The 25,727-nt window shown below is 72.6% G+C and carries 25 protein-coding genes; 6 read left to right on the top strand and 19 right to left on the bottom strand.

The window, feature by feature from the left end; genetic code table 11:
* Positions 1–566 precede the first annotated feature (566 nt).
* Positions 567–1,859 (bottom strand): tyrosine--tRNA ligase, encoded by a 1,293-nt coding sequence (tyrS, locus tag KBX46_RS15110; protein ID WP_210793143.1) that lies wholly within the window; start codon positions 1,857–1,859, stop codon positions 567–569.
* Positions 1,860–1,966: 107 nt separating this feature from the next.
* On the opposite strand from tyrS, the gene KBX46_RS15115 reads away from it, so the two are divergent.
* Entirely contained in the window at positions 1,967–2,350 is a 384-nt protein-coding gene (locus KBX46_RS15115; protein ID WP_172862181.1) for a PaaI family thioesterase, read from the top strand.
* 19 nt (positions 2,351–2,369) lie between these two features.
* Here the strand turns inward: KBX46_RS15115 and KBX46_RS15120 are convergent, their stop codons facing one another.
* The 5 genes from KBX46_RS15120 to KBX46_RS15140 form a co-directional block, all read right to left on the bottom strand.
* On the bottom strand, positions 2,370–3,701 hold the full coding sequence (locus KBX46_RS15120; protein ID WP_210792987.1) for a hemolysin family protein: 1,332 nt from the start codon (positions 3,699–3,701) through the stop codon (positions 2,370–2,372).
* 151 nt (positions 3,702–3,852) lie between these two features.
* A complete protein-coding gene (locus KBX46_RS15125; protein WP_099852310.1) occupies positions 3,853–4,494 on the bottom strand; it encodes a hypothetical protein in 642 nt (213 codons plus the stop codon).
* A 9-nt stretch (positions 4,495–4,503) separates the two neighbouring features.
* Positions 4,504–5,004, bottom strand: coding sequence for a GNAT family N-acetyltransferase (locus tag KBX46_RS15130; protein ID WP_088947512.1), 501 nt, complete (start codon positions 5,002–5,004; stop codon positions 4,504–4,506).
* 38 nt (positions 5,005–5,042) lie between these two features.
* Entirely contained in the window at positions 5,043–6,518 is a 1,476-nt protein-coding gene (locus tag KBX46_RS15135; RefSeq protein WP_210792988.1) for a serine hydrolase, read from the bottom strand.
* A gap of 52 nt (positions 6,519–6,570) precedes the next feature.
* Positions 6,571–7,074, bottom strand: coding sequence for a helix-turn-helix transcriptional regulator (locus KBX46_RS15140; RefSeq protein ID WP_247667586.1), 504 nt, complete (start codon positions 7,072–7,074; stop codon positions 6,571–6,573).
* A 175-nt stretch (positions 7,075–7,249) separates the two neighbouring features.
* On the opposite strand from KBX46_RS15140, the gene KBX46_RS15145 reads away from it, so the two are divergent.
* The 3 genes from KBX46_RS15145 (at position 7,250) to KBX46_RS15155 (ending at position 11,851) form a co-directional block, all read left to right on the top strand.
* On the top strand, positions 7,250–9,865 hold the full coding sequence (locus KBX46_RS15145) for a cation-transporting P-type ATPase (protein WP_308159529.1): 2,616 nt from the start codon (positions 7,250–7,252) through the stop codon (positions 9,863–9,865).
* Between the two features lie 50 nt (positions 9,866–9,915).
* The gene (locus KBX46_RS15150; protein WP_210792989.1) at positions 9,916–10,806 is read left to right on the top strand and encodes a universal stress protein; all 891 of its coding nucleotides are present in this window, start codon (positions 9,916–9,918) and stop codon (positions 10,804–10,806) included.
* A gap of 160 nt (positions 10,807–10,966) precedes the next feature.
* Positions 10,967–11,851: a universal stress protein gene (locus KBX46_RS15155; RefSeq protein WP_210792990.1), complete on the top strand. Its 885-nt coding sequence runs from the start codon at positions 10,967–10,969 to the stop codon at positions 11,849–11,851.
* Here KBX46_RS15155 and KBX46_RS15160 read toward each other — a convergent pair.
* From KBX46_RS15160 to KBX46_RS15180, 5 genes are all read right to left on the bottom strand, one after another.
* Entirely contained in the window at positions 11,844–12,479 is a 636-nt protein-coding gene (locus KBX46_RS15160; RefSeq protein ID WP_088947507.1) for an FMN reductase, read from the bottom strand. The genes KBX46_RS15155 and KBX46_RS15160 overlap by 8 nt on opposite strands.
* The gene (locus tag KBX46_RS15165) at positions 12,476–13,618 is read right to left on the bottom strand and encodes an LLM class flavin-dependent oxidoreductase (protein WP_088947506.1); all 1,143 of its coding nucleotides are present in this window, start codon (positions 13,616–13,618) and stop codon (positions 12,476–12,478) included. The genes KBX46_RS15160 and KBX46_RS15165 overlap by 4 nt, the downstream gene beginning before the upstream one ends.
* A gap of 250 nt (positions 13,619–13,868) precedes the next feature.
* On the bottom strand, positions 13,869–14,144 hold the full coding sequence (locus KBX46_RS15170; RefSeq protein ID WP_088947505.1) for a ubiquitin-like small modifier protein 1: 276 nt from the start codon (positions 14,142–14,144) through the stop codon (positions 13,869–13,871).
* Between the two features lies 1 nt (position 14,145).
* Complete coding sequence (locus KBX46_RS15175) at positions 14,146–15,231, bottom strand: exo-alpha-sialidase (protein ID WP_210792991.1); 1,086 nt, start codon at positions 15,229–15,231, stop codon at positions 14,146–14,148.
* 82 nt (positions 15,232–15,313) lie between these two features.
* Positions 15,314–15,946, bottom strand: coding sequence for a DNA-3-methyladenine glycosylase (locus tag KBX46_RS15180; protein WP_210793145.1), 633 nt, complete (start codon positions 15,944–15,946; stop codon positions 15,314–15,316).
* A 132-nt stretch (positions 15,947–16,078) separates the two neighbouring features.
* Here KBX46_RS15180 and KBX46_RS15185 point away from each other — a divergent pair, with 132 nt between their 5' ends.
* Entirely contained in the window at positions 16,079–16,504 is a 426-nt protein-coding gene (locus KBX46_RS15185; protein WP_141908870.1) for a DNA-binding protein, read from the top strand.
* Between the two features lie 141 nt (positions 16,505–16,645).
* Complete coding sequence (locus KBX46_RS15190) at positions 16,646–16,999, top strand: MmcQ/YjbR family DNA-binding protein (protein ID WP_099852299.1); 354 nt, start codon at positions 16,646–16,648, stop codon at positions 16,997–16,999.
* A 43-nt stretch (positions 17,000–17,042) separates the two neighbouring features.
* Here the strand turns inward: KBX46_RS15190 and argH are convergent, their stop codons facing one another.
* The 8 genes from argH to argC all read right to left on the bottom strand — a co-directional run bounded on the left by argH (position 17,043) and on the right by argC (position 25,536).
* The gene (argH, locus tag KBX46_RS15195; protein WP_088951635.1) at positions 17,043–18,506 is read right to left on the bottom strand and encodes an argininosuccinate lyase; all 1,464 of its coding nucleotides are present in this window, start codon (positions 18,504–18,506) and stop codon (positions 17,043–17,045) included.
* Positions 18,507–18,582: 76 nt separating this feature from the next.
* Positions 18,583–19,794 (bottom strand): argininosuccinate synthase, encoded by a 1,212-nt coding sequence (locus KBX46_RS15200; RefSeq protein WP_088947501.1) that lies wholly within the window; start codon positions 19,792–19,794, stop codon positions 18,583–18,585.
* Positions 19,791–20,306, bottom strand: coding sequence for an arginine repressor (locus tag KBX46_RS15205; protein ID WP_088947500.1), 516 nt, complete (start codon positions 20,304–20,306; stop codon positions 19,791–19,793). Before KBX46_RS15205 ends, KBX46_RS15200 begins: the two co-directional genes overlap by 4 nt.
* Positions 20,303–21,241, bottom strand: a complete 939-nt coding sequence (gene argF, locus KBX46_RS15210) for an ornithine carbamoyltransferase (protein WP_088947499.1) — start codon at positions 21,239–21,241, stop codon at positions 20,303–20,305. Before argF ends, KBX46_RS15205 begins: the two co-directional genes overlap by 4 nt.
* Positions 21,238–22,467: an acetylornithine transaminase gene (locus KBX46_RS15215; RefSeq protein WP_210792992.1), complete on the bottom strand. Its 1,230-nt coding sequence runs from the start codon at positions 22,465–22,467 to the stop codon at positions 21,238–21,240. The genes argF and KBX46_RS15215 overlap by 4 nt, the downstream gene beginning before the upstream one ends.
* A complete protein-coding gene (gene argB, locus KBX46_RS15220) occupies positions 22,464–23,369 on the bottom strand; it encodes an acetylglutamate kinase (RefSeq protein ID WP_210792993.1) in 906 nt (301 codons plus the stop codon). The genes KBX46_RS15215 and argB overlap by 4 nt, the downstream gene beginning before the upstream one ends.
* Positions 23,366–24,538 (bottom strand): bifunctional glutamate N-acetyltransferase/amino-acid acetyltransferase ArgJ, encoded by a 1,173-nt coding sequence (gene argJ, locus KBX46_RS15225; protein ID WP_210792994.1) that lies wholly within the window; start codon positions 24,536–24,538, stop codon positions 23,366–23,368. Before argJ ends, argB begins: the two co-directional genes overlap by 4 nt.
* Positions 24,535–25,536 (bottom strand): N-acetyl-gamma-glutamyl-phosphate reductase, encoded by a 1,002-nt coding sequence (gene argC / locus KBX46_RS15230; RefSeq protein WP_210792995.1) that lies wholly within the window; start codon positions 25,534–25,536, stop codon positions 24,535–24,537. Before argC ends, argJ begins: the two co-directional genes overlap by 4 nt.
* Positions 25,537–25,727 lie beyond the last annotated feature (191 nt).

A 25,727-nucleotide genomic window follows, 5' to 3' on the forward strand; every position in this document is an offset into this window, starting at 1 on the left:
TCCGGGGTATAAATCATAATTGGCACTGGCTTTACAAGCACCCTGTTGAGTTCTCAAAGAACAACCACACACCGACCAGAAGCCCCACCTCAGTGGAACCCCAACCGGGGCTTTTCGTTCGTGTCCCTTAGCGCTTTCCAGCGCCAGGCACTTTTACTACGTTACCCGCTGGTTTCCGCCGTGTCAAACCGGTGTTTCGCGGTTCGTCGTGCTTCACCCGGTAATGCGGGCACCATGTCTCGACCGGCTTGCGCCGCTCTCGTCACGGATTTGGCAGGCCGGCCGCTGCGGTTTCCCGCAAGCTTGCCCGGTGCCCTGCCGGTTCGTAACCATACCCGGTCGGTTTCGCCGCACCAAATCCGCCTCGCGGCGTTTCTGGCGGCACCTCCCGGTCCAGGATCCGGTGGGCATGCCCGCCCGACCCCGAGGCCGTTGGCCTGCGCTCCGGCCGTCTCAGGCTTTCGCCTGTTTCGTCCGTTCCGCGCTGGCAGAGAGAAAGTTACGCGTCCGGCGGGATGATCGTCAAATCCGCCGGACGCGTCCCCCGTCACATCGTCGACAGTCGACTATTCTCCCAGCTCAACGCCCGCGAACGAGCGCTTTCCACGGCGCAGCACCAGGTATCGCCCGTGCAGCAGGTCTGTCGCCGACACCCCGGCGTCCACCTCGGTCACCCGGTTGTTGTTGACGTAGGCGCCGCCCTCGGCGATCACCCGACGGGCCTCCTTGAGGCCACTGACGAGCCCGGAGTCCCGCAACAACCCCGCCACATCCGGCAGTTCGCCGGAGAGACGCACCAGGCCGGCCTCGGTCAACGCCGCGCGCAGCGTCTCCGGGGCCAGGTCGTCCAGCGACCCGCGGCCGAAGAGGGCCTGACTGGCGGCGATCGCCTGTCGGGTCTCGTCGGCGCCGTGCACCAGGGTGGTCAGCTCCTCGGCGAGCGCTCGCTGTGCCAGCCGGGCCGCCGGCCGCTCGGCCGTCGCCTTCGCCAGCTCCTCCAGCTCCTCGCGCGTCCGGAAGCTGAAGTAGCGCAGGTAGCGGTCGACCTCGCGGTCGTCGACGTTGAGCCAGAACTGGTAGAACGCGTACGGGCTGGTCAACGTCGGGTCGAGCCAGACGGCGCCGCCCTCGGTCTTGCCGAACTTCGTGCCGTCGGCCTTGGTGACCAGCGGTGTGGTGAACGCCTGCACCGGCCCCGCGCCACGTCGACGGACGTAGTCGACGCCGGCGGTGATGTTGCCCCACTGGTCGGACCCGCCGAACTGAAGCTGGCAGCCGTGCCGCCGGTGCAGCTCGTAGAAGTCGTTGGCCTGCAGCAGCTGGTAGCTGAACTCGGTGAAGCTGATGCCGGTCTCCAGCCGCGCCCGCACCACCTCCCGGGCGAGCATCTTGTTGACCGGGAAGTGCTTGCCCACGTCGCGCAGGAACTCGACCACCGACATCTCGCCGGTCCAGTCCAGGTTGTTGACCAGTTGCGCGGCGTTGTCCCCCGTGTACGACACGAATGGCGCGAGCTGCTCACGGATCCTCTCGACCCAGCCGGCGATCACCTCGGGCGGGTTGAGCGTCCGTTCGGCGCTCTCCTTGGGGTCACCGATCTGCCCGGTCGCCCCGCCCACCAGCAGCAACGGGCGGTGCCCCGCGAGTTGCAGCCTGCGGGCCGTGGTGACCTGCATGAGCGAGCCGACGTGCAGGCTCTGCGCGGTGGGGTCGAAACCCACGTAATAGGTGGTGGCCGTCCCACCGTCGAGCAGCTCTCGCAGCTCGTCGAGGCCGGTCGAGTCCTGGATGAGGCCACGCCAGAGCAGGTCGTCGGTCAGGGAGTCCCGCCCGGACGGCGGGGGGCTGCTGTCGGTCACGGTCACCGATTCTCCCCCATCGCCGGCACCGACCCGTACCGGGTTTCCCGTAACCCGCCCCGGTTAGGCTTGCGCCCCGTTGATCGAGGAGGGGTTCTGCCGTGGAGATGCCGGATCTGACGGGTGGTTTTGTCGCCCTGCTCGGCCTGAAGTTCGAAGAGGCGTCCGCCGACCGGGTGGTCATCAGCTGGCAGGTCCGACCGGAGCTGCACCAGCCGTTCGGCATTCAGCACGGTGGGGTGTACTGCTCGGTCGTGGAGACCGCGGCCAGCGTGGGTGGTTCCCTCTGGCTGGGCGACCGGGGCACTGTGGTCGGCGTGTCGAACCAGACCGACTTCCTGCGGGCCGTTCGGGACGGGGAGCTGACCGCGGTCGGCACGCCGGTGCACCGGGGCCGCAGCCAGCAGCTGTGGCAGGTGGAGATCACCGATGCCGACGAGAGGCTGGTCGCCCGCGGTCAGGTCCGCCTCCAGAACCTCTCGCGCGACTGAGCGGCGGCACCCGGACGGTTCAGCTGCGGGCCTCGTCCAGCACCGGCTCCGAGGTCAGGTCGGCGTCGGAGTCGGTGTCGTCGGGCACCCGGCTGATCCGTACCTCGGTGATCGCCCGGTGGTCGATGCCGGCCACCATCAGCACCCAGCCGTCCAGGGTGACGTCCTCGCCGGCGACGGTGGGGATGTGCCCGAGTCGGGCCAGCACCAGCCCGGCGACGGTGGTGTAGTCGCCTTCCGGGCGCGACGGCAGCTCGACGCCGATGTCCGGCAGGTCGTGCACCGGGAAGGTGCCGGGCAGCAGGAGCGCGCCGTCGGGGTCGCGGCGGACCGAGCGCACATCCCGGTCGGTCTCGTCGTAGATCTCACCGACGATCTCCTCCAGGATGTCCTCCAGCGTGACGATGCCGTCGACCGCGCCGCGCTCGTCCACGACGAGTGCGATGTGCTGGCGCTCGGCCTTGAACTGGCGCAGCGCCTCCACGACGGGCAACGAGTCGGGCAGCAGCATCGGAGGGCGGGCGATCTCGTCGACCGGGCGGTCGTCGGGCACCCCCACCAGGTCGCGCAGGTGGATCACGCCGGCCGTGTCGTCCAGGCCGCCGTGTCGCACGACCGGCGCGCGGGAGTGCCCGGTGGCGGCCAGCACGAGCCGCGCGGCCTCCGCGGTGGTCCCGCTGTCGAGCGTGAAGACCTGCAACCGGGGTACGAGGACAGCCCGCAACCGTCGGTCGGCGATCTCCACCGCGCCGGCGATGATGGTGCGTTGTTCCTTGGTGAAGCCGTGGTTGCCGGCGACGATGTCCCGCAGCTCGTCCGGGCCGATCTCCTCCGGCTGGTGCTTGGGGTTGAGCCCGACCAGGCGGACCACCACGTCGCTGGTGGCGCCGAGCGCCCAGACGGCCGGGCGGGTGAACGTGGCGAGCAGGTCGAGTGGGCGGGCCACCAGCAGCGCCCACCGCTCGGCGGCCTGCATGGCGATCCGTTTGGGTGCCAGCTCGCCGAAGACCAGGGTGACGAACGTCAGCGCGAGGGTGACCACCACGATCGCCATCGTCTCGGCGGCGCCGCCGAACATTCCGAGCAGCGGCACGAGAGGCTTGGCCAGCGAGACCGCCGCGGCGGCGGAGGCGAGGAAGCCGGCGAGGGTGATGCCGATCTGGATGGTGGCCAGGAAGCGGTTCGGGTCCTTGGCGAGGCGGGCCAGCACCCGGCCCCCGCGACTGGTCCGTTCCAACCGCTGGATCTGGCTGTCCCGCAGTGACACCAACGCCATCTCGCTGCCGGCGAAGAGCGCGTTGATCACGACCAGGATTCCGACCAGGGCCAGTTGGCTCCCGTAGCTCTGCACGCCCGGTTCGCTCCCTCGTGGTGGTGGCACCGGCCTGTACGCGCGGCGCCCGCCGGTCGGCGAGCCCGCCCGGCGTAGGCGTGTGATTGCCCCGTCCGGTGCCCGCTGAATCCTGCGCCGGCGAGGCTACGCCGATCGGTCGCCGGTGACGCTACGCGGGATCGGCCGCCGGGGTGGTCGGCAGATCGAGGACGTACGAGTCGCCCTCCGGGCGGAAGCCGAGCCGGTGGTAGTACGGCGCGACCATCCGGGGCGGGCTGACCACCTGGCGGAAGCCTCGTTCGGTGAACAGGTGGCTGCGCCGGTAGACGAACTCGCCCGGGGTGAAGTCGCGGAACTTGGGGGTCACGTAGTCCAGGTCGATCTGGGCGACACCGCGGGCCTCGGCGTGGGACAGCACGACGCCGACCACCTCGTCGGCGGTGACCACCAGGAAGGCGGATCGTCCCGAGGTGTCCGGGTCCCACCGGAAGTCGGGGTTGAAGCGGGCGATGTCGGCGGCGTGCACCCGCAGCGTGTGGGCGAGGAACTGGTCGCCGACGCCGACCTCGACCACCTGGTAGGTCTTCTCGTCGTGCCGGGTGGCGAGCATTCCCCGCAGGTACCAGAGGTTGATCACCGTAAGCACGATGTTGAGGCCGACCATGGGCCAGACCTCGATCGCGGCGTTGTAGCCGATCAGCACGAGGCAGCCGACGAGGTTGAGCGCGCGCAGCCGCAGGATGCGCGACTGCAGCAGCGACCAGACCAGCACCGCGGAGCCGGCCCAGCCGACGAGATCCAACCAGTTCACGCCGCGAGACTAGTGCCCGCCCAGGTCAGAAGCGTCAGCGGGCAGCTCCAGCAGCCACTCCTCGACGTCTTCGCCGCGGCCGTTGGCGTACCCCGAGTCCTCGCCGACCACCACGAACCCGCACTTGCGCAGCACCGCGAGGGACGCGGCGTTGTCCTTGGCGGCGCGGGCGTGCACCGGTCGGGGCAGCTCGCGCAGCAGGGCGGCCAGGGCCGCCGTGGCGTGGCCCCGGCCCCAGCGTTCCCTGTCGATCCAGTAGCTGACCTCGGTCTGGTCGTCGACCGGGAAGGCGCTCACGTAGCCGACCACCTCGCCGTCGACCTCGACGGTCCGGACCCGGTTCGCCGGGTTGGTGAGCACCCGCGCCCAGTGCCGGGCGAACTCCCGACGGTCGGACGGGTCCTTGGCGACGAAGGCGGCCATCCGGTTGGCCTCCGGGTCCTGCTGGAACAGGAAGAACTCGACGAGGTCGTCCTCCAGGACCGGGCGCAGCCGCAGATCAGAAGTCATCGGCCGAGGGTACGCAACGGCGGGCCCGCGCGGCTCGCTCAGTCGCTCACGGCGGCGACCGCCAGCACGGCGGCGAGCAGGGAGCTGGCCACCGACAGCAGGCGACGCCACGGCACCCGCGCGTCGACCACGGGCAGGGCGGACCACCGGGTCACGGCCAGTGTCGCTCCCGCCGCGGACAGACCGGCCCCGAGAGGCCAGAGCCAGACCGGCACCACCGACCAGTCGCCCATCCGGTGCGCCAACCCGAGATAGGCGAACGCCCACACCACCGCGGCCACCACTGTCACCCGGTCCAGTTCGCGGCGGCGGGCGGTGCCGAGCAGGGACAGGCCGCCGAGGAAGGTGAACGCCACAGCGAGACCGGCGCCGATCCAGACGGGAGCCACCGGTGCCGCCTCCCCCGCCTCCTTCTCCGGTACGCCGAGCAGTCGCAGCCCGATCGGCTCGACGGCCTTGTCGGTGTTGCCGAGCACCACCACCGCCCTGCCGGTGGCCCGTTCGAGGCCGATGTAGGACCGGAACCCGCCGGTCGCGCCGTTGTGCCAGACCACCTCGTGGTCGCCGTGCCGGGTGGTGAACCAGCCGTACCCGATGCGGGTGTTCTCGTCTTCGCGGAAGCGGGCGGTGGTGGCGTCGGCGCCGGGTGCGGTGCCGGCGAGGGTCGCGGCGGCCAGCCGGCCCAGGTCCTCGGCGGTGGACCAGGGGCCGACGCCGGCCGGGGCGTACCCCACTCCCGACCAGGTGTCGAGGGGCCGGCCGGAGGCCCGGCCGCCGTGGGCGCGACCGGCCGGCAGGTCGTCGGCGTGGGTGGCGATCACTGTGGCGTGCATGCCGAGCGGTTGGAGCAGCCGCGCCCGCAGCAGATCGGCGTACGCGACGCCGGCCTTCGCGGCGAGCGCGTGACCGAGCACGGACGGCCCGAGGTTGGAGTAGTGGACCTCCCCGCGATCGTCGTCGTCGGGGGTGACCCGGTCGGCGGCGCTGCGGACGGCGTCGGTGTCCTGCCCGGCGTACGGGTTGCCGCCGGACACGTTGGACCAGAGGATGCGTGCCCAGCCCAGGATGCCGTCGGGGGCGAGCCGGGGCAGACCGGCGCGGTGGCTGGCCAACTCGGCGAGCGTCACGTCGCGGGCGGGGCCGGTGACCGTGGGCCAGGTGGCGCCGAGAGGGTCGTCGGGGCGGACGACCCCGGCGGCGGCCTGGTCGGCGAGGAGCATGCCGGTGAGCGCCTTGGTGACCGAGCCGATCTCGAACGAGGTGCCGGGCTCGACGGGCTGGCCGGTCCGGTCCCGGTCACCCAGGCCGGCGGTGCGGATCCGGCCGTTCTCGACCAGTGCGACGGCGAGCCCGCGGTGTCCCGACGGGTCGCGTACGGCCGCGCGTGCGGCGCCGGCCAGGTCGGCGTCGCCGGTGGTCTGCGCGCCGAGGCGGGCCACCCGGGGCATGAGCGCGATTCCGGCGAGGCCGGCGATCAGCGCGACGACGATGGTGATCACTGTCGTCCGGCGCATGGTGCTTCTCCCTGCTGCTCGTCGTGCGGGCGGTCGGTGCTGCGGGCGTGGGTCATCGGCCGGCGGCGGTGAGGATGGTCAGCAGCGGCACCACGCGTTCGGCGGGGACGGCCCACCGACCCCGGCCGGTGCTGCTCAGCCAGCCGGCGGCGGTGATCTGGCGCAGGTGGTGGTGGAGTTGGCCGGTGGTGCCCAGTTCCTCGATCTCGGCGAGCTCGCTGGTGCTCTGCCGGCCGTCGAGGATCTCGCGCAGCAGCCGCAGCCGCACCGGGTGGGCCAACGCGGAGAGCGTGCTGGCCAGCTCCGTCCAGTCGGCTGCGAGCACGTCGTCGACGGTGCGGCCGTACTGCCAGTCGTAGTGCTGCCCGGCCACGCGGACGGTGCCGGTGTAGAGGACGGCGCCGGTGCCCTCGGGCGGCAGGCGCTGCTTGAGGCCGTCGAGTGCCCAGAAGGTGCCCTCGGATGCGGGCGGCGCTGGTGGCGCCGCCGCCAGGCGCTCGTTCAACGCGGCGACCTGGGTCTCCAGCGCGGCGAGCCGCGACTCCATGGTGGTCATGGGTTGATAGTACGTACAAACGTATTCCCGTACAAGCCGGGGGCCGGGAGGGCCGGCGCGGGTCTTTGGTCCCGAGCCCCTCGGGCGCAAGGCCTCTGCCCTGGGTGATCAGTCAGCGGGATGGTGAGACGGACGGCGTGCGGATGTCGCGCCGCGCGGGACGGGGAGGTCACTGGTGGCGAATACGGGCGGTCCGGGCCGGACGCTGGAGGGCACGATCGATGTGCCCGTCGCGGTCGGGCTCGACGCGGCAGAGGCCGCCGCCCGATTGCGGGTGAACGGACCCAACGCGGTGGCGCCACCGCCGCGCCGGCACGCGGCCGTACGGGTGCTGCACCAGCTCACCGACCCACTGGTCGCCCTGCTGCTCGCCGCCGCGGTGGTGACCACGGTGCTCGGCGACTACCCGGACACCGCGGTGATCGTCCTGGTCGTGCTGGTGAACACGATCATCGGGGTGGTGCAGGAGATCCGCGCGGACCGCGCCATCGCGGCGCTGGGCCAGCTCGCCGCACCCACCGCCCGGGTGGTCCGTGACGGCCGGGACCTGGCCGTCCCCGCCGCCGACCTGGTCCACGGCGACCTCGTCCGGGTCGAGGCCGGCGACATCGTGCCGGCAGACCTGCTGCTGGTCGAGGCGAACCGGCTGCAACTGGATGAATCCGCGTTGAGTGGTGAGTCGGTACCGGTGGGGCGGACCGTCGGTCAGGAGGCGCTGGCCGGGACGGTGGTCACCACCGGACGCGCGGACGGCACCGTGCTCCGGACGGGGCCTGCGAGCGCATTGGGCCGGATCAGCGCCCTGGTGGCGGGCACTCGGCCTGGCGCCACTCCCCTGCAGCGCCGCCTCTCCGCCCTGGGCCGCACGCTCGGGTTGGTCGCGGTCGTGCTGTCGGGGCTGGTATTCGCGATCGGGGTGATCAGCGGTCGGCCGCTGGTCGACATGGCCATCACGGCGGTGAGCCTGGTCGTCGCGGCGGTACCCGAGTCGCTGCCGGCGGTGGTGACCCTGGCGCTGGCGCTGGGCGCGCGCCGGATGGCCGCCGCGCACGCCATTCCGCGTCGGCTGCACGCGGTGGAGACACTCGGCTCGGTGACCGTGATCGCCTCCGACAAGACGGGCACCCTCACGGAGGGGCGCATGGCGGTGCAGCAGGTCGCCACCACCGACGGGGAGCGGTACGAGGTCACCGGCAGCGGGTACGCCCCGCACGGCGCCGTGCACCAGGATGGCGCGCCGGTGGCCGTACCTGAGGAACTCCGCCGGCTGGCGCGGGCCGGGCTGCTCTGCAACGACGCCGCCCTGTCACCCCCGGACGACGAACGACGCGACTGGGGCGCCGTGGGCGATCCTCTCGAAGCGGCGCTCGTGGCCTTCGCGGCCCGGTGCGGCCTCGACCCGCAGGACACCCGCGCGGCCTGGCCACGGGTCGCCGAGCACCCGTTCGACCAGGCCCAACGGCGGATGGTCACGGTGCACCGCTCCTGCGACCAGCGCTATCTCGTGGTCTGCAAGGGCGCCCCGGAGAGCGTCCTCACCGCGTCCCTGCTCGACGCCACCGACGACGAGATCGCCGCGCTGACCCGCACCGCCCACCGGCTCGCCGGGGAGGGCCTGCGGGTGCTCGCCGTCGCCGCCGCCCTGGCGGACACGTCGCCGGACCCCGCCGCGCCGACCGGCCTGCGCCCGCTCGGGCTGGTCGCCGTCGGTGACCCGCTGCGCGCCGGCGCGCCCGAGATCGCCGAGAGCCTCGACGCCGCCGGGGTACGGCTGCTGCTGATCACCGGCGATCACCCGGCCACCGCCGCCGCGATCGGCTCCCAGCTCGGCCTGTGGCACGACGGTGACCCTCTCGCCCGCGGCGACGACGACTCGACGGCGCACCCGGACACCCGGGTCTTCGCCCGGACCCAGCCGGAACAGAAGCTCGACATCATCGCGGACCTGCAGGCCCGCGGTCACGTGGTCGCGATGACCGGCGACGGAGTCAACGACGCGCCGGCGCTGCGCCGCGCCGACATCGGGGTGGCGATGGGTGGCGGCACCGAGGTCGCCCGGCAGGCCGCCGACCTGGTCCTCGTCGACGACGACCTGTCCACAGTGGCGGCCGCCATCGGTGAGGGCCGCCGCATCTACGACAACATTCGCCGGTTCCTGCGCTACGCCCTCTCCGGTGGCGTGGCGGAGATCATGGTGATGCTCATCGGCCCGCTGTTCGGATTGGCCGTACCGCTGTTGCCCGCCCAGATCCTCTGGATCAACCTGCTGACCCACGGAGTGCCCGGGGTGGCGCTCGGCGCCGAGCCGGCCGAACCCGGCACCCTGCGGCGCGCGCCGCGCTCGCCACAGGAGTCGGTGCTCGGCGCCGGGCTCGGCCGGGACGTCCTGATCACCGGCGCGCTGATCGCCGCCGTGGTGCTCGGTGCCGGTGTGGTCGCCGCCGACCGGGACCTGCCCTGGCAGTCGGTGGTCTTCGTGGTGCTCGGGCTGGCCCAGCTCGGCGTGGCACTGGCCGTCCGGGCACCCCGGCCAGCGGGCGCGCGGCGCGGCAACCCCGGCCTCCTCGTCGCGGTCGCGGTGTCGGCACTGTTGCAGGTCGGCGGGGTGCTGTTCGCCCCGCTGCGGGACCTGCTCGGCACCGACCCCCTGGCACCGACCGTGCTGCTGGCCTGCGCGGTGGTCAGCGCCCTGCCCGGGTTGGTGCTGCGGCTGACCCGTCGCCGTCCGACACCACCGAGCGACCGGGTCGACGGGACCAATGGCCCCCGGTCCCTTACCTTCCGCCCCTGACCGTCCGGCCCGCACCGCAGGAGGATGAAGACGGAACTAAGGAGGACGTGATGACCAACAGATCCGGTGCCCCCGTGGTGGTGGCTGTGGACGGCTCGACATCGGCGCTGGAGGCGGTGCGTGTCGCCGCCCGGGAGGCCGCGACGCGGGGCCGCCCGCTGCGGGTGGTGCACGCGTTCATCTGGTCGCTCTACGGCGTGTCGTTGGAGCCGGCGCCGGGCGCTCCCGTCAACGCCGGGTTCCGGCACCAGGCGGAGCAGTTGGTCGCCGAGGCGGTGACCGAGGCCAGCAAGGTCGCACCGGAGCTCGCCGTCACCGGCGCGATCGTCGAGGGCGCGCCCACGCCGATGCTGCTGGTCGAGGCCCGGGACGCGGCGCTGCTGGTGCTCGGCAGCCGGGGCCTGGGCGGCTTCGGCGGGCTGCTGGTCGGCTCGGTGGCGGTGCAGGTCTCCGCCCGCGCCGACTGCCCGGTGCTGGTCGTCAAGGGTGAGGCCCGCGCCGACGGGCCGGTCCTGGTCGGGGTCGACGGCTCGGACCTCTCCGCCCAGGCGTTGGGGTTCGCCTTCGAGGAAGCCTCGTTGCGCGGCACCGATCTGGTGGCGGTGCACGCCTGGATCATCCCGGCGGCGCCGAGCGACCTCCTGCCGATAGCGAACGACGTGGAAGCGCTCATCGCCGAGGAGGAGCGGGTGCTCGCCGAGGCGATCGCCGGTTGGTCCGAGCGCTACCCCGACGTGCCGGTGCGGCGCCGAGTGGCGTACGGCGCACCGGCGCGGATGCTGGTGGAGGAGTCGGCCACGGCGCAGCTCACCGTGGTCGGTGCACGCGGCCGTGGCGCGCTGGCCGGCATGCTGCTCGGCTCGGTGAGCCACACGGTGCTGCACCACTCGCACAGCCCGGTGGTCGTCGTTCGGCACCGCCGCGAGGATCGCAAGGACTGACCCCTCGTACCGTCCGCGCCGGCCACTCCCCCTCGGCCGGCGCGGACCCACGTCCGGTGTCACGTCACCCGGCCGGCCGGCGCGTTCGGTCGGCCGGTGCCGGCGCGTTCGGCGCCGTGACGGCTGCGCACCGCCGACAATGGGCTGACCGACCCAGGGAGTGCCGATGAACCGACCTGTCGTGGTGGGCGTGGACGGATCGCCGTCCAGCCTCGTCGCCGCGGAGCACGCCGCCCGCGCCGCCCTGCTCCGGTCCCGGACGCTGCGCCTGGTGCACGGCTACCTGCATCCGTTCGGCTACGGCGTGCCGCTCAACCCGTACGAACTCGGGGTGCCGGTGCCCTCCGAGGAGGCGCAGAAGATGTTGGAGCGCACGGCGGCCGAGCTGACCGACCGGTGGCCCGGCCTGGTCGTCGAGGTGCGCCAGGTCGCCGGTGGACCCGGCATCACCCTGATCGAGGAGTCCCGCCAGGCCGAGTTGGTAGTGGTGGGCAGCCGAGGGCTGGGCGGGTTCGCCGGGCTGCTGCTCGGCTCGGTCGGCACGCAGGTGGCCGCGCACGCGCACTGCCCGGTGCTGGTGGTCCGCCCGGACGAACAGCCGATCCCGGTGGACGCTCCGGTGCTCGTCGGCGTCGACGGGTCGGAGTCGTCCCGGCTCGCCGCGGGCTACGCCGCCGACGAGGCCGCCCTGCGGGACGTGCCGCTGGTGCTGGTACACGTCGGCCCGGCGGACGAGGAGCGGACGGTGCCGGAGGAGGTCGAGGAGTCGCAGGCCGCGCACCAGGCCGACACGGTACGGCTGCTCGCCGACGCCTCCGCCGCCGTTCGCGCCGAGCATCCCGACCTGGTGGTGCGGGAGCATCCGGTCCGCGCGGCCGGCGCGGCCCAGGGGCTCGTCGAGGCCAGCGGCACGGCGTCGCTGCTGGTCGTGGGCACCCGGGGCCGGGCCGGATTCGCCGGGCTGCTGCTCGGCTCGGTCAGTCAGGCGGCGATCCAGCACGCGCACTGCCCGGTGCTGGTCGCCCACCCCTACCCGGTCAGCTGACCGGTGTGTCGTCGGATCGACCGAGCATCTGTAGAAAGTCGGTGGTGAGGGCGAACGGGTCGGCGGGGCCGCTGGCCGGCGGTCGACGCTCGATCTGGTCGGCCAACTCGCCGGCGGCACGCCGGATCCGGCCGCGCAACGCGCCGTCGGCGGTGCCGTCGGACCAGTCCTCCGGTGCGGCGAAGACGGCGGTCGGGACCACCACCGAACGGAGGTAGGCGAACATCGGGCGGACGGCGTGTTCCAGTGCCAGCGAGTGCCGGGCGGTGCCGCCGGTCGCCCCGATCAGCACCGGCCGGTCGACCAGCGAACCCGAATCCAACACGTCGAAGAAGGACTTGAACAGCCCGTTGTAGGAGGCGCTGAAGATCGGGGTGACGGCGATGAGCCCGTCGGCCCCGGTGACCGCGTCGATGACCTCACGCAGCGCCGCCGGCGGGAACCCGGTGAGCATGTTGTTCACCACGTCGTGGGCGTACTCCCGCAGGTCGACGACGTGCAGCTCCACCTCGGAGCCGCGCCGGACCAACTCGTCGCGGGTGGCCGCGGCGAGTTGGTCGGCGAGCAGCCGGGTCGACGAGGGCTGACTCAGCCCCGCCGAGACGACGGCCAGGGTGCGGCGGGTCATCGGGTCGCCCCCTCCGGCGCCTTGCCCGTCACGTCGTCGACGGCGTGCACGGTGCTGTCCTTGGCGCCACCGGCGGCGGCGACCATCGCGGCGTGGGTGGGAGCCTCCGGCACGTGCGCCGGACGCAGCGCCGCGAACTCCTTACGCAGCACCGGCACCACCTCCTCGCCGAGCAGGTCGAGCTGCTCCAGCACGGTCTTCAGGGGCAGCCCGGCGTGGTCCATCAGGAAGAGCTGCCGCTGGTAGTCGCCGACGTACTCCCGGAAGCCGAGCGTGCGGTCGATGACCTGCTGCGGGCTGCCCACGGTCAGCGGGGTCTCCCGGGTGAACTCCTCCAGCGACGGCCCGTGCCCGTAGACCGGGGCGTTGTCGAAGTACGGACGGAACTCCCGGACCGCGTCCTGCGAGTTGCGCCGCATGAACACCTGCCCACCGAGACCGACGATCGCCTGGTCGGCGGAGCCGTGGCCGTAGTGCGCGTACCGCTGGCGGTAGAGCGCGATCATCCGCTGGGTGTGCTCCTTGGGCCAGAAGATGTGGTTGGCGAAGAAACCGTCGCCGTAGTACGCGGCCTGCTCGGCGATCTCCGGGCTGCGGATCGAGCCGTGCCAGACGAACGGGGGCACGCCGTCGAGCGGGCGCGGCGTCGAGGTGAACGACTGCAGGGGGGTGCGGTACTTGCCCTTCCAGTCGACCACGTCCTCGCGCCACAGCCGGTGCAGCAGGTCGTAGTTCTCGATCGCGAGCGGGATGCCGGCGCGGATGTCCTTGCCGAACCACGGGTAGACCGGGCCGGTGTTGCCGCGGCCCATCATCAGGTCCACCCGGCCGCCGGAGAGGTGCTGGAGCATCGCGTAGTCCTCGGCGATCTTCACCGGGTCGTTGGTGGTGATCAGCGTGGTCGCGGTGGACAGCAGCAGCCGCTCGGTGCGCGCCGCGATGTAGCCGAGCATGGTGGTCGGCGAGGAGGGCACGAACGGCGGGTTGTGGTGCTCGCCCGTGGCGAAGACGTCCAGGCCGACCTCTTCGGCCTTGAGCGCGATGGCGACCATCGCCTTGATCCGCTCATGCTCGGTCGGCTCCCGACCGGTGGTCGGGTCGACCGTGACGTCACCGACGGTGAAGACTCCGAACTGCATGACCAGCTCCCTGCGTGTAGAACCGGGTCATTCGTGGTGCCCGGACGCAGCTCTCAACTTATTTGACGACGCAACTATTCCGAAGGCGGCACGTCTCGGGGTGGCGCGGGTCACCTCCAACAGCGGACAGACGGGACCGAACTGGGCTTCGCCGCCGGGCTCAAGGCAGCCGTGACGTCGCTGGCGGCGGCCTGCTGGGTGGTCAGGTCTCGCGGGCGTCGAGCGGCCGCGACCTCAGCCGCCCGTGACCTCAGCCGCCCGCCACCGACGGCAACACCTGCACCTCGGCCTCGTCGCCGACCGGGGTGGCCAGACCGCCGGAGTGCCGGCAATCCTCGCCGTCGACGAAGACGTTGACGTAACGGCGCAGCTCGCCGCGCTCGTCACGGATGCGCCGGGACAGCCGCGGATGATGGGCGGCCACCTCGTCGAGGACCGCCCGTAGCGTCCCGGCGGCGGTGACGCTCAGCCGACTGGCACCACCGGCCTCGCCGCGCAGCGGGCCGGGCAGCAGCACGGTGACCATCTCAGACCGCCGCGGCGCGAACGCAGAGCACGTCGGGCAGGTGCGCGGCCACCATGGACCAGGAGTCACCCTCGTCGCGGCTGGCGTAGACCTCGCCGGAGCGGGTGCCGAAGTAGACCCCACCCGGGGTGGCCTCGTCGGCGCACATCGCGTCGCGCAGCACCGCCGGATAGAACGGCCCCTCGGGCAGCCCCACCGACAGCGGCTCCCACTTGCCGCCCGCGTCTGCGGAACGGAACACCCGGCAGCGGTGGTCGGTGGGGAACCGCTCGCTGTCGGCCACCAACGGGAAGGTCCACACCATGCCGCCCCGCCCCGGGTGGGCCACCATCGGGAAGCCGAAGTCGCTGGGCAGCCCGTCGGCGATCGAGGACCAGGTGCGGCCGTCGTCGTCGGAGCGGTAGACACCGTGGTGGTTCTGCGCGTAGAGCCGCTCGGGGTTGCCGGCGTCCCGGGCGACCTTGTGCACGCACTGGCCGAACTCCGGCCACTCGTCGGGCATGAAGTAGGCACGGATGCCGGTGTTGCCCGGGGCCCAGCTCGCCCCGGCGTCCTCCGAGCGGTAGACCCCGCCGGTGGACATCGCGACCAGCAGCCGGGCCGGGTCACGCGGATGGGGCAGCACGGTGTGCACGGCCTGGCCACCGAAGCCGGCCTCCCACTGGGGGCGGTGCGGGTGGTCCCAGAGGGAGCGGACCAGCTCGAAGCTGCGGCCACCATCGGTGGACCGGAACAGCGCGGACGGCTCGGTGCCGGCCCAGACCACGTCCGGCTGGTCGGAACCGGCCGGCATCAGCTGCCAGACCCGCCCGAGGGAGACGCCGGTGTCGGCCGGGAACGCGACCGGCGCCTCGTCGGGCTCGTCCCAGGAGGCGCCGAGGTCGTCGCTGGTGGCGACGCTGGGCCCGAAGTGCGAGCTGGTCACCCCGGCGAGCAGGCGCGGGGTGGAGCGACGGGTGTCGACCGCGACCGAATAGACACCGGTCATCGGGAAGTGTGGGCCGGTGATCTCCCAACTGCGCCGGTCGTCGGTGCTGGTGGCGAGAAACAGTCCCTTGGCCGTGCCGATCGCGAGCAGTGTTGCCATGACGTCCTCCGAACCGTCGGTGAGCAGGTGCGGTGATTATGGCCACACCCCCCGACACGTTCGTGGGACACACGCCCGGGGATCAGCGCCGGCTGCGGGGCACGTGTCGCCGGTACGCGCTGACCGTCGGGTCGCCGTCGAGCCAGAACCGCCACGGCAGGTCGTGCGCGCCGGTCACGCCGACCCGCGGACCGGCGACCACCGTCTCCGGCGGCACCGGCCGCGTCGGCGGGCGCAACCGGACCGGTCCATCGCCCAGCAGATACCCGCCGTACGCGGAGCGGTCGATGCCGAGCGTGGCGCAGAGCCGGGCCGGCCCACGGGCGAGGTCCACGTCCCGGCGTACGGCCGGCCGGCGCTCGCGAGCCGTGGCCAGGCCGTCGACCACCTCCCCGGCGCGCAGCAGCACGGCGGAAGCCTCCCCCTCGACACCGGTCACCACGTTCATGCACCAGTGCATCCCGTAGGTGAAGTAGACGTACGCGTGCCCGGCCGGGCCGAACATCACCGCGTTGCGTGGGGTGCGCCCCCGGTGGGCGTGCGAGGCCTGGTCCCCGGCCATGCCCGCGTACGCCTCGACCTCGGTGATCCGGACGGTGACGCCTCCCGCGTGCAGCTCGCAGCCCAACAGCCCGCGGGCGGCCGGCAGCAGCGGGCCGGCGAGCAGGTCGGCCAGTGCCGCCAGGTCGGCGTCGGTGGCGTGGTCACCGGGCATGTCGGTGGCGTGGTCACCGGGCAACAGGTCCATGGCTCGACGGTACCCAGCCGGGCGGCGATCGCCATGCACAACCGCTCACGGTTTCAACGTTCTGTTGACAATGTTGTGTTGAGGGTGTGTGCTCGGGACATGACGACGAACGACCCGTTCACCGCGCCGCACCCGGCCCACGCCCGCGCCCATCGCACCCACGAGGCACTCCAGCGGATCAGCGACCGGCACGCCGGCACCGACGCACAGCGGTCGCGCTGGGCACACCCGTACGTGCTGGACCCGTGGGAGGCGGTCGCCCTGGTCACCGCGCTGGCCGCCGGCGGGGCCGAGCGGGAGCCGACGGAGGAGCCGGTCGACGCCGCCGACCTGACCGCCGCGCTGACCCTGCTGCCGCACGTCCGCGCCGAGCTGGACGCGCTGGAGGCCGGGCTGATGACGCTGGCCCGCGACCGGGGGCTGACCTGGCAGGCCATCGCGTACGGGCTGGGGCTGGGCAGCGCACAGGCGGCCCGGCAGCGCTACGAGCGGGTCGCCGCCCGCTCAGCCGAGCAGACCCGCTGACCGCGCACCCCGCGACCGCGCCCCGCACAAGCAGCCCGCGACCCGGCGCGCACCGCAGCCGCGACCAGACGCGCAAACCGGCACGCCGCGTGCCTGCGGGCGGCGGGACGGGCAGACTGTGCGCACGACGAGGAGGCACCCATGGAGCGCGCGGACATGCTGGCGTACTGCCTGGCCAAGCCGGGGGCGTGGCTGGACCAGCCGTGGGAGGGCGACGAGGTGGTGAAGGTGGGCGGCCGGATCTTCGCGTTCCTCGGCAACGGTGGCGGCGAGCCGACGGTCGGCATCAAGTGCGGGCCGACCCGGGAGGTCGCCGACGAGTGGCTGCACCGGCACCCCGACGACGCGCGGGTGATGGCCTACATCGGTCGGTCCGGGTGGAACACGCTGCGGCTCAACGGCGGGATCGACGCCGACGAGCTGACCGAGGCGGTCGACGCGTCGTACGACATGGTGGTTGCCAAGCTCCCCAAGCGGGAGCGCCCGACGGCCTGAACCGGCCGCGGCGCCGGCGGAACCCGCCGACGCCGCGACGAGGTCAGCGCGGAACGACCCGTTCGGTGGCCCACTCCCGCCAGCCGGCCAGCCGGTCGGCCGCGTCGGCGAGCTGGTCGGCGACCGGGCCGGGACCGGTGGAACCGGGGGTGGTGCGGGCCGCGAGGGCCGAACGGACCGAGAGCACGTCGCGCACCGACGGGTCGAGGTGCTCGCTGATCGCGGCCAGGTCCTCGTCCGAGACGTCGTTCAGCTCGCACTCGCGGGCCGCGCAGAGCGCCACCAGCCGGCCGGTGATCTCGTGCGCGTCCCGGAACGGCACGTTGCGCCGGACCAGCCAGTCGGCGACCTCGGTCGCGAGGGAGAAGCCGACCGGGGCGGCGGCGACGAGGCGGTCCACCCGGACCGTCATCGTGGAGATCATTCCCGCCAGGGCCGGCAGCAGCAGCTCCAGGGTGTCGACGGCGTCGAAGGCCGGCTCCTTGTCCTCCTGCATGTCCCGGTCGTAGGTCATCGGCAGGCCCTTGAGCATGGTGAGCACTGTCACCAGGCCACCGACGAGGCGCCCGGACTTGCCGCGCGCCAGCTCCGCGATGTCCGCGTTCTTCTTCTGCGGCATGATCGACGAGCCGGTGGCGAACGAGTCGTCCAGCTCCACCCAACCGAACTCGTGCGACGTCCAGAGCACCACCTCCTCGCCGAGCCGGGACAGGTGCACCCCGATCATGGCTGTGGTGAAGAGAAACTCGGCGACGAAGTCCCGGTCGGCGACCGCGTCCATCGAGTTGGCGAACGACGTGCGGAAGCCCAGCTCCTTGGCCACGGCGACCGGGTCCAGCGGCAGGCCGGAGCCGGCCAGCGCGCCCGCGCCGAGCGGGCTGACCGCCGCCCGGTGGTCCCAGTCACGCAGACGCTCCAGGTCACGCAGCAGCGGCTGCACGTGGGCGAGCAACCAGTGCCCGAACGTGACCGGCTGGGCGTGCTGGAGGTGGGTCATGCCGGGCGCGGCGGTGTCGATGTGCCGCTCGGCCTGCTCGACCAGCGCCTCGGCCAGCTCGACGAGGCGGCTGGCCACACCCCGGGCGTGGTCCCGCAGGTAGAGCCGCAGGTCCGTGGCGACCTGGTCGTTGCGGGACCGGCCGGCGCGCAGCTTGCCGCCGAGGCTGCCGAGGCGCTCCAGCAGGCCGCGCTCCAGCGCGGTGTGCACGTCCTCGTCCTCGATGGTGGGGCGGAACGCCCCGGAGGCGCAGGCGGCCTCCAGGTCGTCCAACGCGGCCAGCATGCGGCCCAGCTCCTCCGGGTCGAGCAGGCCGGCGCCGGCCAGGACCCGGGCGTGCGCCCGGGAACCAGCGATGTCGTACGGGGCCAGGCGCCAGTCGAACTGCACGCTCACCGACAGTCGGGCGAGCGCCTCGGCGGGGCCGCCAGCGAACCGGCCACCCCACAGGCTCGTCCGGTTGGTGGCGGCACTGTTCTCGGTCAGGCTCTTGTCGTCCACGTCGCCCATCATTGCTCTGCCTGCCTTTCGCTCGCGACTGCGGGGCTCACTCGCCGCGCTCTCTCACTCCGCGCGCTCGCACGTGTCACTGTCCGCCACCGCCCAGCCGGGCGTCCCGAGCGGCGGCCATCCGACTCGGCAGGCCCCACAACTGCACGAAGCCCTTGGCCAGGGACTGGTCGAAGGTGTCGCCGGTGTCGTAGGTGGCCATCCCGAAGTCGTAGAGGCTCGCCTCGGAGCGCCGACCCGTCACGGTGGCCCGGCCGCCGTGCAGGGTCATCCGCACCTCACCGCTCACGTGCCGCTGTGCGTCGTCGATGAACGCGTCCAGCGAGTCCTTCAGCGGCGAGAACCACAGGCCGTCGTAGACCAGCTCGCCCCAGCGCTGGTCGACGCTCCGCTTGAAACGGGCCAGGTCGCGTTCCACGGTCACCGCCTCCAGCTCCTGGTGGGCGGTGATCAGCGCGATCGCGCCGGGTGCCTCGTACACCTCGCGGCTCTTGATTCCGACCAGGCGGTCCTCGACCATGTCGAGCCGGCCGACGCCCTGGGCGCCGGCACGCCGGTTCAGCTCCAGGATCGCCTGGTACGGGGTGACCGTCTCACCGTCGATCGCCACCGGCACCCCGCCGTCGAAGGTGATCACGACCTCGTCGGCGTCGCGGTCCGACGCCGGGTCGGCAGTGTACGAGTAGAGGTCCTCGACGGGGGCGTTCCAGATGTCCTCCAGGAACCCGGTCTCCACCGCCCGACCCCACAGGTTCTGGTCGATGGAGTAGGGGGACTTGGCCGACACGTCGATCGGCAGCCCCTTCTCCTCGGCGAAGGCGATCGCCTTGTCCCGGGTCCAGGCGAAGTCCCGGGCCGGCGCGATGATCTTCAGGTCGGGGGCGAGCGCGTTCAGGCCCACCTCGAACCGGACCTGGTCGTTGCCCTTGCCGGTGCAGCCGTGCGACACGATCGTGCCGCCGTGCTTGCGCGCCGCCGCCACCAGGTGCTTCACGATCAGCGGCCGGGACAGCGCCGACACCAGCGGGTAGCGGTCCATGTAGAGGGCGTTGGCCCGGATGGCCGGCAGGCAGTAGTCGGCGGCGAACTCGTCGCGCGCGTCGACCACCTCCGACTCGGCGGCGCCGCAGTCCAGGGCACGCTGTCGGATCGCGTCGAGGTCCTCGCCGCCCTGACCGACGTCGACCGCGACCGCGATCACCTCGGCACCGGTCTGCTCGGCCAGGTACGGAATGGCGACGGAGGTGTCCAACCCTCCGGAGTACGCGAGCACGACCCGCTCGGTCATGATGCGGTGTTCCCTTCGGCGTTGTCTTCCCGTCGGGCCCAGCCGGCGAGCTTCTCGCCGAGCGCGGCCCCACCGACGGCCTCGCGGGCCACGACGAGGATGGTGTCGTCGCCGGCGATGGTGCCGACGATCTCGGGCAGGCCCGCTCGGTCCAACGCGCTGGCCAGGTACTGGGCTGCGCCCGGCGGGGTACGCAGCACGGCGATGTTGCCGCTGGAGTCGACGCCGTTGAGCAGCTCGTGCAGCAGCCGCATCAGCCGGGCCGGCGCGGCCTCGGCGTCGCGCAACGGCCGTTTGCCGTCCTCGGGGATCAGGTAGACGGCCGGGCCGTCGCCGCCGCGCACCTTGACCGCGCCCAGCTCCTCCAGGTCGCGCGAGAGGGTGGCCTGGGTGACGCCGACGCCGTCGGAGGCGAGCAGGTCGGCCAGCTCGGTCTGCGACCGGATCGCCTTGTCGCGGATCAGCTCCACGATCCGGGCGTGCCGGGCCGCGCGGGTCAACGGTGCGGTCATCGGGACTCCCCCGTCGCGGTGTCCAGCAGGAAGGTGAGCAGCGCCTTCTGCACGTGCAGGCGGTTCTCCGCCTGGTCGAAGACCGCGCTCTGCGGGCCGTCGAGCACCTCGTCGGTGATCTCCTCACCGCGGTGCGCCGGCAGGCAGTGCAGCACGATCGCGTCCGGTGCGGCCTGGCCGAGCAGCTCCTTGTTGACCTGGTACGGCAGGAACGGCGTGATCCGGTCCAGCCCGTCGGACTCCTGCCCCATCGAGGTCCAGGTGTCGGTGGCGAGCACGTCGGCGTCGCGTACCGCCTGGGCCGGGTCGGTCAGCACCCGCACCGACCCGCCGGTCTCGGCGGCGATCCGGGCCGCCGCGTCCACCACGCCCGGGTCGGGCGCGAACCCGGCCGGCCCGGCGACCCGGACGTGCATGCCGGCCATCGCCCCGGCCAGCAGGTACGACTGCGCCATGTTGTTCGCGCTGTCCCCCACGTAGGTCAGGGTGCGGCCGGCCGTGCCGCCACACCGCTCCCGGATGGTGAGCAGGTCGGCCAGCAGTTGGCACGGGTGGAAGCCGTCGGTGAGCGCGTTGACAACCGGCACGCTGGCGCCCGCCGCGACCTCGGCGATCCGGTCGTCGCCGTGGGTGCGCAGCACGATCGCCGCGACGTAGCGGGACAGCACCCGCCCCGCGTCGGCGAGGGCCTCGCCCCGGCCGAAGTGGGTGACCTGCGTGTCCACGACCAGCGGGTGCCCACCCAGTTCGGCGATGCCGGCGTCGAACGAGATCCTGGTCCGCAGGCTCTGCTTGTCGAAGAGCACCGCCACCGAGCGGGGGCCGACCAGCGGTCGGTGGCCGAACCGGTCCGCCTTCATCCGCGCCGCCAGGTCGAGGACCGTGGACTGCTCGGCGGGCGAGAGGTCGTCGTCGCGCAGGAAGTGCCGGGTCATCGAGTCGTCCCCGTCGTGGTGGTCAGCGTGGAGGGTTCGCCCGCCGTGCCGGCGGCCGCCGGGGTCGTCGCGTCCAGTGCGGCGGGCAGCGCGGCGAGGAAGGTGTCCACCTGCGCGGCGGTGAGGATCAGTGGCGGGGCCAACCGGAGCACTGTCGGCTGCACCGGGTTGACCAGGAAGCCGGCCTCCCGCAGGGCCTCGGCCAGCACCGCCGCCACCGGCGCGGTGAGCGCCACACCGAGCAGCAGCCCCTCGCCGCGTACGCCGGCGATAAGCGGGTGGCCCAGCGACTCGATGCCGCGGCGCAGCCGCTCGCCGACCCGCTTGACGTTGTCGAGCAGGCCCTCGTTGGCGATGGTCGCCACCACGGCGAGCGCCGCCGCGCAGCTGACCGGGTTGCCGCCGAAGGTGGTGCCGTGCGAGCCGGGGGTGAGCAGGTCGGCGGCCGGGCCGAAGGCCAGCGTGGCACCGATGGGCAGACCGCCACCCAGACCCTTGGCCAGGGTGACCACGTCCGGCTCCACGCCCTCGGCCTGATGCCTGAACCAGTGCCCGGTGCGGCCCATGCCGGTCTGCACCTCGTCGAGGACCAGCAACGCGCCGTGCCGCGCGGTGATCCGCCGGGCCGCGGCCAGGTAACCGGCCGGCGGGACGACCACACCGTTCTCACCCTGGATCGGCTCCAGGATCAGCATCGCGGTGGCGTCGGAGACGGCCGCCTCCAGGGCGGCGACGTCGCCGTAGTCGACGTGGGTCACCTCGCCGGGCAGCGGCCGGAACGGATCGGCCTTGGCCGGCTGACCGGTCAGCGCGAGCGCGCCCATGGTGCGGCCGTGGAAGCCGCCCCCGGTGGCCACCACGTGCGTGCGGCCGGTACGCCGGGAGAGCTTGAACGCCGCCTCGTTGGCCTCCGCGCCCGAGTTGGAGAAGAAGACCCGACCGGGCCGGCCGGCGAGCGCCAACAGCAGCTCGGCCAGGGCCACCGGCGGCTCCGCGACGAAGAGGTTGGAAACGTGCCCGAGGGTCGCGACCTGCTTCGACACCGCCGCCACCACGGCCGGGTGGGCGTGACCGAGGGCGTTCACCGCGATGCCACCGACCAGGTCCAGGTATTCGCGGCCGGCGTCGTCGACCACCACGGCACCGGCACCGGAGACCAGCGCCAGCGGCGGCGTGCCGTAGTTGTCCATCATGGACTGCTTCCAGCGCTGCGCCAACGTGCTCACGACGCGACCATCCCGTCTCCCGGCACCACCATCGTTCCGAACCCTTCCGAGGTGAAAACCTCAAGCAACGTCGAGTGCGCCACCCGACCGTCGACGACGTGCGCGGCCGGCACTCCCCCACGCACCGCGCGCAGGCAGGCCTCCATCTTCGGCACCATCCCCGACTCCAGACTGGGCAGCAGCTTCGCCAGGTCGTCCGCGGCGATCTCGGAGACCAGGCTGGTCGTGTCCGGCCAGTCCGCGTACAGGCCGGCCACGTCGGTGAGCACGACCAGCTTGCGGGCCCGCAACGCGATCGCGAGCGCGGCGGCGGCGGTGTCCGCGTTGAGGTTGTGCAGCACCCCGTCCACGTCCGGCGCCACAGTGGAGATCACCGGGATCCGACCGGCCTCGATCAGATCGGTCACCGCGGACACGTCGACCGACTCGACGTCACCGACCTGGCCGACGTCGACCGGCAACCCGTCCACGTACGCCGGGCGGCGCACCGCGGTGAACAACCGGGCGTCCTCGCCGGACAGGCCCACGGCGTACGGGCCGTGCGAGTTGATCAGCCCGACCAGTTCGCGGCCGACCTGCCCGACCAGCACCATCCGGACGACGTCCATCGCCTCGGCCGTGGTCACCCGCAGGCCACCCCGAAACTCGCTGGCGATGCCGAGCCGGCCCAGCATGGCGGAGATCTGCGGACCGCCGCCGTGCACCACCACTGGCTTCAGGCCCGCGTAGCGCAGAAAGACCATGTCGGCCGCGAACGCCCGCTGCAACTCGGGATCGGTCATCGCGTTGCCGCCGTACTTGACCACGACCGTGGAGCCGGAGAAGCGTGCCAACCAGGGCAGCGCCTCGATCAGCGTCTCCGCCTTGACCTGGGCGCGAGTCAGGTCGCTGCTGAGACTCATGTCGAGTAGGCCGAGTTCTCGTGCACGTACGCGTGGGAGAGGTCGTTGGTCCAGATCGTCGCGGCCGACGTGCCGGCGTGCAGGTCGATCCGGATCGTCACGTCCCGCCCGGTGAGGTCGACCTTCGAGCGGTCCTCGGCGGCGGCGCCGCCCCGGCACACCCACACGCCGTTGACCGCCACGTCCACCTCGTCCGGCTCGAACGCGGCGGCGGTGGTGCCGACGGCGGCGAGGATCCGACCCCAGTTGGGGTCGTTGCCGAACAGCGCGGTCTTGACCAGGTTGTTGCGGGCCACCGAACGGCCCACCTCGACCGCGTCGTCCTCGTCGGCGGCGCCCACCACGTCGATGGCGATCTGCTTGGTCGCCCCCTCGGCGTCGGCTACCAACTGCTGGGCCAGGTCGTGACAGGCCGCGGTGACGGCGGCGGCCAGCTCGGCCGGAGTCGGCTCGATGCCGCTCGCACCGCTGGCCAGCAGCAACACGGTGTCGTTGGTGGACATGCAGCCGTCGGAGTCGACCCGGTCGAAGGTGACCCGGGTCGCCGCGCGCAGCGCGTCGTCCAGCGCCGCCGGCCCGGCCACCGCGTCAGTGGTCAGCACGCAGAGCATGGTGGCCATTCCCGGCGCGAGCATTCCGGCGCCCTTGGCCATGCCGCCGACCGTCCACCCGCTGCCCCGGGCCACTGTGGTCTTCGACCGGGTGTCCGTGGTCATGATCGCCTCGGCGGCGGCCACGCCGCCGTCGCGGGACAACCGCCGGATCGCCGAGCGGACACCGGGCAGCAGTTTCGGCATCGGCAGCCGCTCACCGATCAACCCGGTGGAGCAGACCGCCACCTCACCGGCGCCGAGGATCAATCGTGGGCTGACCGAGGTCAGCGCGGCGGCGGTGTGCTCGGCCGTGGCGTGGGTGTCCTGGAAGCCAGCCGGGCCGGTGCAGGCGTTGGCGCCACCGGAGTTGAGCACCACCGCGCGGACCACACCGCCCTGCACGACCTGCTGGCTCCAGAGCACCGGCGCGGCCTTGACCCGGTTGGTGGTGAAGACACCGGCGACACCGGCGTCCGGGCCGTCGTTGACCACGAGCGCGACGTCCGCACCACCACTGGTCTTGAGGCCCGCGGCCACTCCGGCCGCGCGGAACCCCCGAGGGGTGGTGACACTCATGGGCTGACTCCCCAGATCGACAGGCCCGTCGTCTCCGGCAGGCCAAGCATGAGGTTGGCGTTCTGCACTGCCTGACCGGCCGCGCCCTTGCCCAGGTTGTCCAGCGCGCTGAGCACGATCAAGCGGCCCGAGTCGACGTCGACGGTGGCCTGCAGGTGACACGAGTTGGAGCCCAGCGTGGCAGCCGTGTGCGGCCAGCGGCCCTCCGGCAGCACGTGCACGAACGGCGCGTCGGCGTACGCCTGCGCCAGCACCTGCTGCGGGTCGACACCGCGCGCCGGCACCGCGGTGACCGTGGCCAGGATGCCGCGCGGCATCGGCGCCAGGACGGGCGTGAACGACAGGCCGGTCGCGCCTGATGCCTGCTTGATCTCCGGCACGTGCTGGTGGGTGCCCACCCGATACGGCGACAGGTCGCCCAGCACCTCGCTGGCCAGCAGATGCGGCTTCGCCGCCCGACCCGCGCCGGAGGTGCCGGAGGCGGCCACGACCACCACGTCGGCGGGGCTGGCCGCACCATCGGCGATCAGCGGCGCGAGCGCCAGGGTGATCGCCGCGGCGTAGCAGCCGGTGTTCGCCACCCGGGTGGAGCCGGCGATCAGCTCCCGCTGACCGGGCAGCTCGGGCAGGCCATAGGTCCACTGCCCGGCGTGCGTGCCGCCGTAGTACTGCGCCCAGGCGTACGGGTCGGCGAGCCGGTGGTCCGCGCCCAGGTCGACGATGCGCACCTCGGTCGGCAACTGGGACGCGAGGGCCGCCGACTCGCCGTGCGGCAGGGCCAGGAAGACCAGGTCCGCGTCGGCGAGCGTCGCCGGGTCGGTCTGACCGAGCACCAGGTCGAGCCCGGTGAGCTGCGGGTGCACCACGTCGAGGCGGTGACCGGCCTGGCTGTGCGCGGTGGCGGCGACCAGGTCGAACTCCGGGTGCCCGGCGACCAGGCGCAGCAACTCACCCCCGGCGTAGCCGCTCGCACCGGCGACCGCGACTCGGATCCCCATACTCACCTCCGCATGACTATGCAGGAAAGATTAACAAGGACGACTCACGACTGCAAGTTCATGCAGCCCTCTGCATGGCAATGTACCGGCGCCGCTGCCGGGGAAACACCTGAGTCAACGTTCAGCTAAATCGTCTGAGGCGGCATTCAATCGACTAGCATAACTTTCTGACGGTGGTGGGCCGGCCTGCC

It is taken from the genome of Micromonospora sp. C81 (genome assembly GCF_018070425.1).
Lineage (GTDB): Bacteria > Actinomycetota > Actinomycetes > Mycobacteriales > Micromonosporaceae > Micromonospora > Micromonospora zamorensis.

Bases quoted from the DNA above. Each gene is read 5' to 3' on its own strand.
- KBX46_RS15115 (WP_172862181.1), top strand. From the start codon at position 1,967: ATGCCGGATCTGACGGGTGGTTTTGTCGCCCTGCTCGGCCTGAAGTTC.
- KBX46_RS15130 (WP_088947512.1), bottom strand. From the start codon at position 5,004: ATGACTTCTGATCTGCGGCTGCGCCCGGTCCTGGAGGACGACCTCGTC.
- KBX46_RS15135 (WP_210792988.1), bottom strand. From the start codon at position 6,518: ATGCGCCGGACGACAGTGATCACCATCGTCGTCGCGCTGATCGCCGGC.
- KBX46_RS15140 (WP_247667586.1), bottom strand. From the start codon at position 7,074: ATGACCACCATGGAGTCGCGGCTCGCCGCGCTGGAGACCCAGGTCGCC.
- KBX46_RS15150 (WP_210792989.1), top strand. From the start codon at position 9,916: ATGACCAACAGATCCGGTGCCCCCGTGGTGGTGGCTGTGGACGGCTCG.
- KBX46_RS15160 (WP_088947507.1), bottom strand. From the start codon at position 12,479: ATGACCCGCCGCACCCTGGCCGTCGTCTCGGCGGGGCTGAGTCAGCCC.
- KBX46_RS15165 (WP_088947506.1), bottom strand. From the start codon at position 13,618: ATGCAGTTCGGAGTCTTCACCGTCGGTGACGTCACGGTCGACCCGACC.
- KBX46_RS15170 (WP_088947505.1), bottom strand. From the start codon at position 14,144: ATGGTCACCGTGCTGCTGCCCGGCCCGCTGCGCGGCGAGGCCGGTGGT.
- KBX46_RS15175 (WP_210792991.1), bottom strand. From the start codon at position 15,231: ATGGCAACACTGCTCGCGATCGGCACGGCCAAGGGACTGTTTCTCGCC.
- KBX46_RS15180 (WP_210793145.1), bottom strand. From the start codon at position 15,946: ATGCCCGGTGACCACGCCACCGACGCCGACCTGGCGGCACTGGCCGAC.
- KBX46_RS15185 (WP_141908870.1), top strand. From the start codon at position 16,079: ATGACGACGAACGACCCGTTCACCGCGCCGCACCCGGCCCACGCCCGC.
- KBX46_RS15190 (WP_099852299.1), top strand. From the start codon at position 16,646: ATGGAGCGCGCGGACATGCTGGCGTACTGCCTGGCCAAGCCGGGGGCG.
- argH (WP_088951635.1), bottom strand. From the start codon at position 18,506: ATGGGCGACGTGGACGACAAGAGCCTGACCGAGAACAGTGCCGCCACC.
- KBX46_RS15200 (WP_088947501.1), bottom strand. From the start codon at position 19,794: ATGACCGAGCGGGTCGTGCTCGCGTACTCCGGAGGGTTGGACACCTCC.
- KBX46_RS15205 (WP_088947500.1), bottom strand. From the start codon at position 20,306: ATGACCGCACCGTTGACCCGCGCGGCCCGGCACGCCCGGATCGTGGAG.
- argF (WP_088947499.1), bottom strand. From the start codon at position 21,241: ATGACCCGGCACTTCCTGCGCGACGACGACCTCTCGCCCGCCGAGCAG.
- argB (WP_210792993.1), bottom strand. From the start codon at position 23,369: ATGAGTCTCAGCAGCGACCTGACTCGCGCCCAGGTCAAGGCGGAGACG.
- argJ (WP_210792994.1), bottom strand. From the start codon at position 24,538: ATGAGTGTCACCACCCCTCGGGGGTTCCGCGCGGCCGGAGTGGCCGCG.
- argC (WP_210792995.1), bottom strand. From the start codon at position 25,536: ATGGGGATCCGAGTCGCGGTCGCCGGTGCGAGCGGCTACGCCGGGGGT.